Genomic DNA, 4,944 nt, shown 5'->3' on the forward strand with positions numbered 1-4,944 from the left:
CGGAACCTCCGTGTCATTGAGCTCACCCGGCCACAACATCTGCCCAAAAGAACACAAGGCACTTCCCCCAGAATGGTGAGACGTCAGCGAAAAGGGCATGGATCGTTCGGCGAAGCCATGCCGTCGAGAAACGCGCGGTGAAACCGCTGAGGAGGGCCGAACAAAGGGCCCTGTCCCCGTAATTCGTAAGCCTGACCGAAGCCTAAACCAGCCTCCGCCGTGGCTGATACAAAACCCCTGGAGGCTCCCTGGAGCCAGCCGCGGAAGGCGAGGTGGGAGATATGCCGGGCGGCGGGAAATAGCACCGCCCGCGGGTCGGCGGCGACCGGCGGGCGGGTGCGGCGAGGCGAGCGGGTGCGGCGAGGCGAGCGGCGAGGCGGCCGCGGCGTGGCGTCTGAGCGCGGTGGATACGGCGGCGCCCGCCGCGGGTGCGACGGGCGGGCCGGACGGGAAGCGGGGCCGGGGCTAGGAGGCCAGTACCGCCTCGGCGAGGAACGCGAAGACCTCCGCGTCCGTGCCGGCGTCGAAGAGGTAGAAGTGGCCGCCGGGGAAGATGCGTTGCTCGAACCCCGCGGCGGTGTGGTCGCCCCAGCCTTCGATGGTCTCCAGCGGAGCGCGGACATCCGTCTCGCCGACCATCGCGGTGATCGGGCTCTGCAGCAGCGGGCCCACCGTCATGTCGTGCTGCTCCCACAGGGCGAAGTCGGCGAGCACCGTCGGGATGAGGGCGTCCATGGCGTCCTCGTCCAGGGCGACCTCCTCGTCGAAGCCGCCGAGGCGCATGACTTCGGCGCGGAACTCGTCCTCCGACAGGTTGTGAATCTTGGGGCGGAGCGCCGCCGCGGCGGGTGAGGGCTGAGCGGACAGAAAGAGACGGTCCGGGCGAGGGCCGCCCTGAGCCTGCAGGAGCTGGGCCACCTCGTAGGCCAGCAGGGCACCGCAGGAGTGACCGAAGAAGGAGAACGAGCCGGTCAGGAGCGGACCCAGAGCCTTCGTCACGTCCCGGACCAGCGGGCCGACCTCGGTGGCCGGGTCCTCCAGGATGCGGTTCTGGCGGCCGGGCAGTTGCACGGCGACCACCTCGATGTCGGCGGGCAGGGCGGGTACCCAGTCGGCGAAGGCGCTCGCGCCGCCGCCGGCGTGCGGGAAGCAGAACAGCCGGTGCCGGCTGCCGGGGCGGCGCGCCCGCCAGATGAACGGGCTTTCGAGAACCAGGCCGGAGCGCTGGCGTATGTGTGTCGTCATGACCCCTCGACAGAATCGGGAAAACGTCCGGCGAAATGCACGGACGGTAAAACGGAATTCGACCTTCGGATGATTTCCGTGGCGCTGTGCGTGCCACAGGGGGCACGGTGCACAGGAATGGCTTCCCGATGCTATGAGCGGCTGTCCGGCAAGGCAAGGAACATTCCCACTGCCCGCCCGATGCCGCTTTTCGTTCCTGACCTGTGGGGATGACAATTGTGCTGCCGGCTCCCGGTGTTCGCCCGAGTTCGGTCCGAGTCCGGCGCGAGTGGTATTCCAGCGGTTTTCGATCCGCCGCCGAACCGGGGTCCGCCGAAAGGACGGACACGCAAGGGCGGCGGGGGGCAGGGGCCGCCCCGGGGGGGGGGCCGGGGGGCCCCGGGGGGGGGCGGGGGGGCCGCGGGCCGCGGCGGGCCGGGGGCGGGGGGCCCGGGGGCCGGGCGGCCCCCCGCGGGGGGGCCGCGGGGCGCTGGGGCGGCCGGGGCGGGTGCCGGGGCGGCCCCGTCGGGTGGCCGGTGCGGCCGCGGTCCGCGTCGTCCCGTGTCCGTGCGGCCGCGGTCCGGGTCGTCCCGCGTCGGTGCGGCCGCGGTCCGCGTCGTCCCGCGTCGGTGCGGCCGCGGTCCGCGTCGTCCCGTGTCCGTGCGGCCGCGGTCCGGGTCGTCCCGCGTCGGTGTGACGGGCTGACGGCCGGTCAGAGACCGGGCCGGGCGAGGGGGGAACGCTCGGCGCGGTGGACCACGATGTCGCCGCTGCTGGTGCGGACGAAGACGTCGACGCTCGCGCCGCTCTCCCCCGTCCCCTCGGGGGTGTCCAGCATGCGGTGGATCGTGCCGGCCTGGGCGTCGGCGTCGAGCCAGGCAGCGGTTCCCTCGGGGATGCCGACCTGAATGTTGCCGACCCGGGTGCGCAGGTCGACCCGGCCGTGGGCCTCGTCGATGCAGATGTCCCCGGTCGCGCAGGTGGCCGTGACGGCGGCGAGGGCCCGGCCGATGGAGACGGTGCCCTCGCCGGTCTTCAGCTGCGCCTCGCCGGTGATCTCGTCCAGCTGGGTGAGACCTTGGGAGTTCTTGATCACGGCGGTGCCGACGACGGCACCGATACGCAGTTCCCCACTGCCGGTGACGATCTCGGCGTCCCCGGTGCGGACCACGGTGATGTCGCCGTTGTGGGTGCGCAGTTGCACCGCACCGGCCTGCTCGACGTGGACGTCGCCGTCCTGGACCGTCACACCGCACTCCCCCAGCGACCCCGCACAGGTGACGGAGCCACGCGCCGCGGTGACGTTGAGCCGGGAGCCCTGCGGGAGCGCGATGTCCACCCGTACCGTGCCGGGTGCGCCCTTCAGTACCCGCCCCGTGGGCGTCTTGACCATCAACTTGCCGCCTGTGCAGCCCACCCGGGTCTGCTGCGCCGCCTGCACGTCGGCCTCCGCGCCGGACGCCGGGTGGACCTCCACCACCGTGTCGGTGCGCTGCGCGGCGGTGATCCGTACGGTGCCGGACTCCAGGTGGACGGTGGCGGTGATCGGCTTCGGCGTCTCGAAGGTAGGCATGCTTTCCCATCCTCAGTCTGGTTTCTGGCTCCCGCCGTTGGGGCGGGTGCTCGGGGCTGGTCGGTGTGACGGCAGACGGCCGACGGCGATGGCCGCGTGCCGTGGTCGGCGGGGGTGACCTGGTGCGGTGGCCGGCTGAACAGTGGGGTCAGAAGGCGCCGAGTCCGCCGCAGACGTTGAGCGCCTGTGCGGTGATCGACGCGGCGCTGTCGGTGGTCAGATAGCCGACCAGGCCGGCGACTTCCTGCGGGGTGGCGTAGCGGCCGAGCGGGATACGGGCCTCGAACTGCTGCTGGACGAACTCCTCGGTCGTCTCCCAGGCCGCGGCGTAGCCCTGGCGGACCCGTTCGGCCATCGGGGTTTCCACGTAGCCGGGGCAGACGGCGTTGACGGTGATGCCGTGCGGGGCGAGTTCCTTGCCCAGGGCCTTGGTGAAGCCGACGACGCCGTGTTTGGAAGCGGAGTAGGGGGCACCGAGCAGGACGCCCTGCTTGCCCGCGGTGGAGGCGATGTTGATGATCCGCCCGTGCCCGGCGCCCGTCATGCCGCCGTTCCTGAGGACTTCGCTGGTCACCAGGAAGACACCGTTGAGGTTGGTGTCGACGACGTCGTACCAGAGTTCGTCGGCCAGGTCGGCGGTCGGGCCTCCGCCGCTGCGGCCCGCGTTGTTGACGAGGATCCCGAGGGGGCCCAACGCGGCCGCGGCAGCGACCAGTTCGGCGACCGACTGTCTCGAGCGGACGTCGGCGTCGGTGCCGTGGGCGTCGATGCCTTCGCCGCGCAGGTCCTCGACGGCCTGGTCGACCTGCTGCCGGGTGCGCGCGCAGATGAAGACGCGGTGGCCGCGGTGGCCCAGGTCGCGGGCAACGCTCAGGCCGATGCCACCCGTCGCGCCGGTGATCAGGGCGGTGGTCCGGGTCGTTGCCGTCATGGGGTGAGCCTCCACGAGCCCGTCGGAGTGGGGGTCGGTGCTCCCGGCAACGTAGTCGGCGGATCAAGGCCGTTCGGGGTTCCTGAGGCGGGCGTGGGCCGGTCTTCGAGCACATCTCGAGCCGGTCACCCCTGAGGGTGCGGTCGCGGGGCGGTGCAGCACCGGCGGTACGCCGGCCGGGCCGCGCGACGCCCGGCGGTACTGGCGTCCTCAGGGCGTGCGGGGGCGCGGGTGACGCCCGCGGAGGGGGCGGTGCGGACGCCTCATCCGGTTCTCGAGCCGCGTCCGAGCCGTCGTCATTTCAATGACAAGGGACGCAAGAGCGCGTCCCGGGACTGCGGTGGGGGCGGATCCCCTCGCCGTGGCTGACAGGGGGAGTCGGAGTTGCTGATCAGACTCATAGGTCTCGTCACCGTCGAGCACGAGGGTCTTGCCCCGCTGCACGTGTCCGGCGGCCAGGCGCAGGCGGTACTGGCACGCCTCGTTCTGGAGCGCGATTCGGGCACCGTGCGCGAGCATCTCGCCGACACCCTGTGGCCCGAGGGCCTGCCCGACACCTGGGCCTCGGCGCTGCGGGGGGTGGTCAGCCGGGTGCGTGCGCATCTGGCGAGCCCGTTGCAGCGTCCGGGCGAAACGCCGCTGGTGTCGCAGAGCGGCCGCTATCTGCTGCGGCTGCCGGAGGATGCGGCCGTCGACGTGGAGGCCGCCGAACGGGCGGTCGCACAGGCGGAGGCAGCGCTGGCTGACGGCGGGCATGCGGTGGCGCAGCACTTCTCGGCGGGTGCCGTCGCCCAGCTGCGCGGTTCGTTCCTGCCCGCGCAGGAGGGCGAATGGGCGGGCGGGGTACGCGAGCGACTGGAGGATCTACGCCTGCGCGCCCTGGAGTTGGCGAGCCTGTCGGCCGCCGCGCTGGGCGAGGAGCATCCCGCGCTGCGTTACGCCGAGGAGGCGGTGCGGCATGCGCCACTGCGGGAGAGCGCTCACCGCTGCCGGATGACGGCACACGCAGCCGCGGGCAACCGTGCGGACGCCCTGCGCGCCTACCACCGGTTGCGGGAGGTCCTCGCAGAGGAACTCGGCATCGACCCGGCGGCCGAAACGCAGGCCGCCTACCTGGAGTTGCTGCGCTCCGGCCAGGCGGCGGCCGAGCCGCGCCGGCGGCCCGCGGCCCGCCGCGCAGGCGGCACGGTGCTGGACCCGGTCCTGCTGCTGTCTC

The 4,944-nt window shown here is 72.6% G+C and carries 4 protein-coding genes; 1 reads left to right on the plus strand and 3 read right to left on the minus strand.

Annotation, left to right across the window (positions count from 1 at the left end; translation table 11 throughout):
* Positions 1 to 465: 465 nt before the first annotated feature.
* From ACFWU3_RS33035 to ACFWU3_RS33045, 3 genes are all read right to left on the minus strand, one after another.
* Complete coding sequence (locus ACFWU3_RS33035) at positions 466 to 1,245, minus strand: thioesterase II family protein (protein ID WP_384444784.1); 780 nt, start codon at positions 1,243 to 1,245, stop codon at positions 466 to 468.
* Between the two features lie 691 nt (positions 1,246 to 1,936).
* Complete coding sequence (locus tag ACFWU3_RS33040; RefSeq protein ID WP_384444786.1) at positions 1,937 to 2,797, minus strand: DUF4097 domain-containing protein; 861 nt, start codon at positions 2,795 to 2,797, stop codon at positions 1,937 to 1,939.
* Positions 2,798 to 2,945: 148 nt separating this feature from the next.
* Entirely contained in the window at positions 2,946 to 3,728 is a 783-nt protein-coding gene (locus tag ACFWU3_RS33045) for an SDR family NAD(P)-dependent oxidoreductase (protein ID WP_384444788.1), read from the minus strand.
* Positions 3,729 to 4,112: 384 nt separating this feature from the next.
* Between ACFWU3_RS33045 and ACFWU3_RS33050 the strand changes: the two genes are divergently transcribed.
* On the plus strand, positions 4,113 to 4,944 hold an 832-nt coding region (locus tag ACFWU3_RS33050; protein WP_384444790.1), incomplete at its 3' end, for a BTAD domain-containing putative transcriptional regulator.

Source organism: Streptomyces sp. NPDC058685, from assembly GCF_042714725.1.
In the GTDB taxonomy this organism is placed as follows: domain Bacteria; phylum Actinomycetota; class Actinomycetes; order Streptomycetales; family Streptomycetaceae; genus Streptomyces.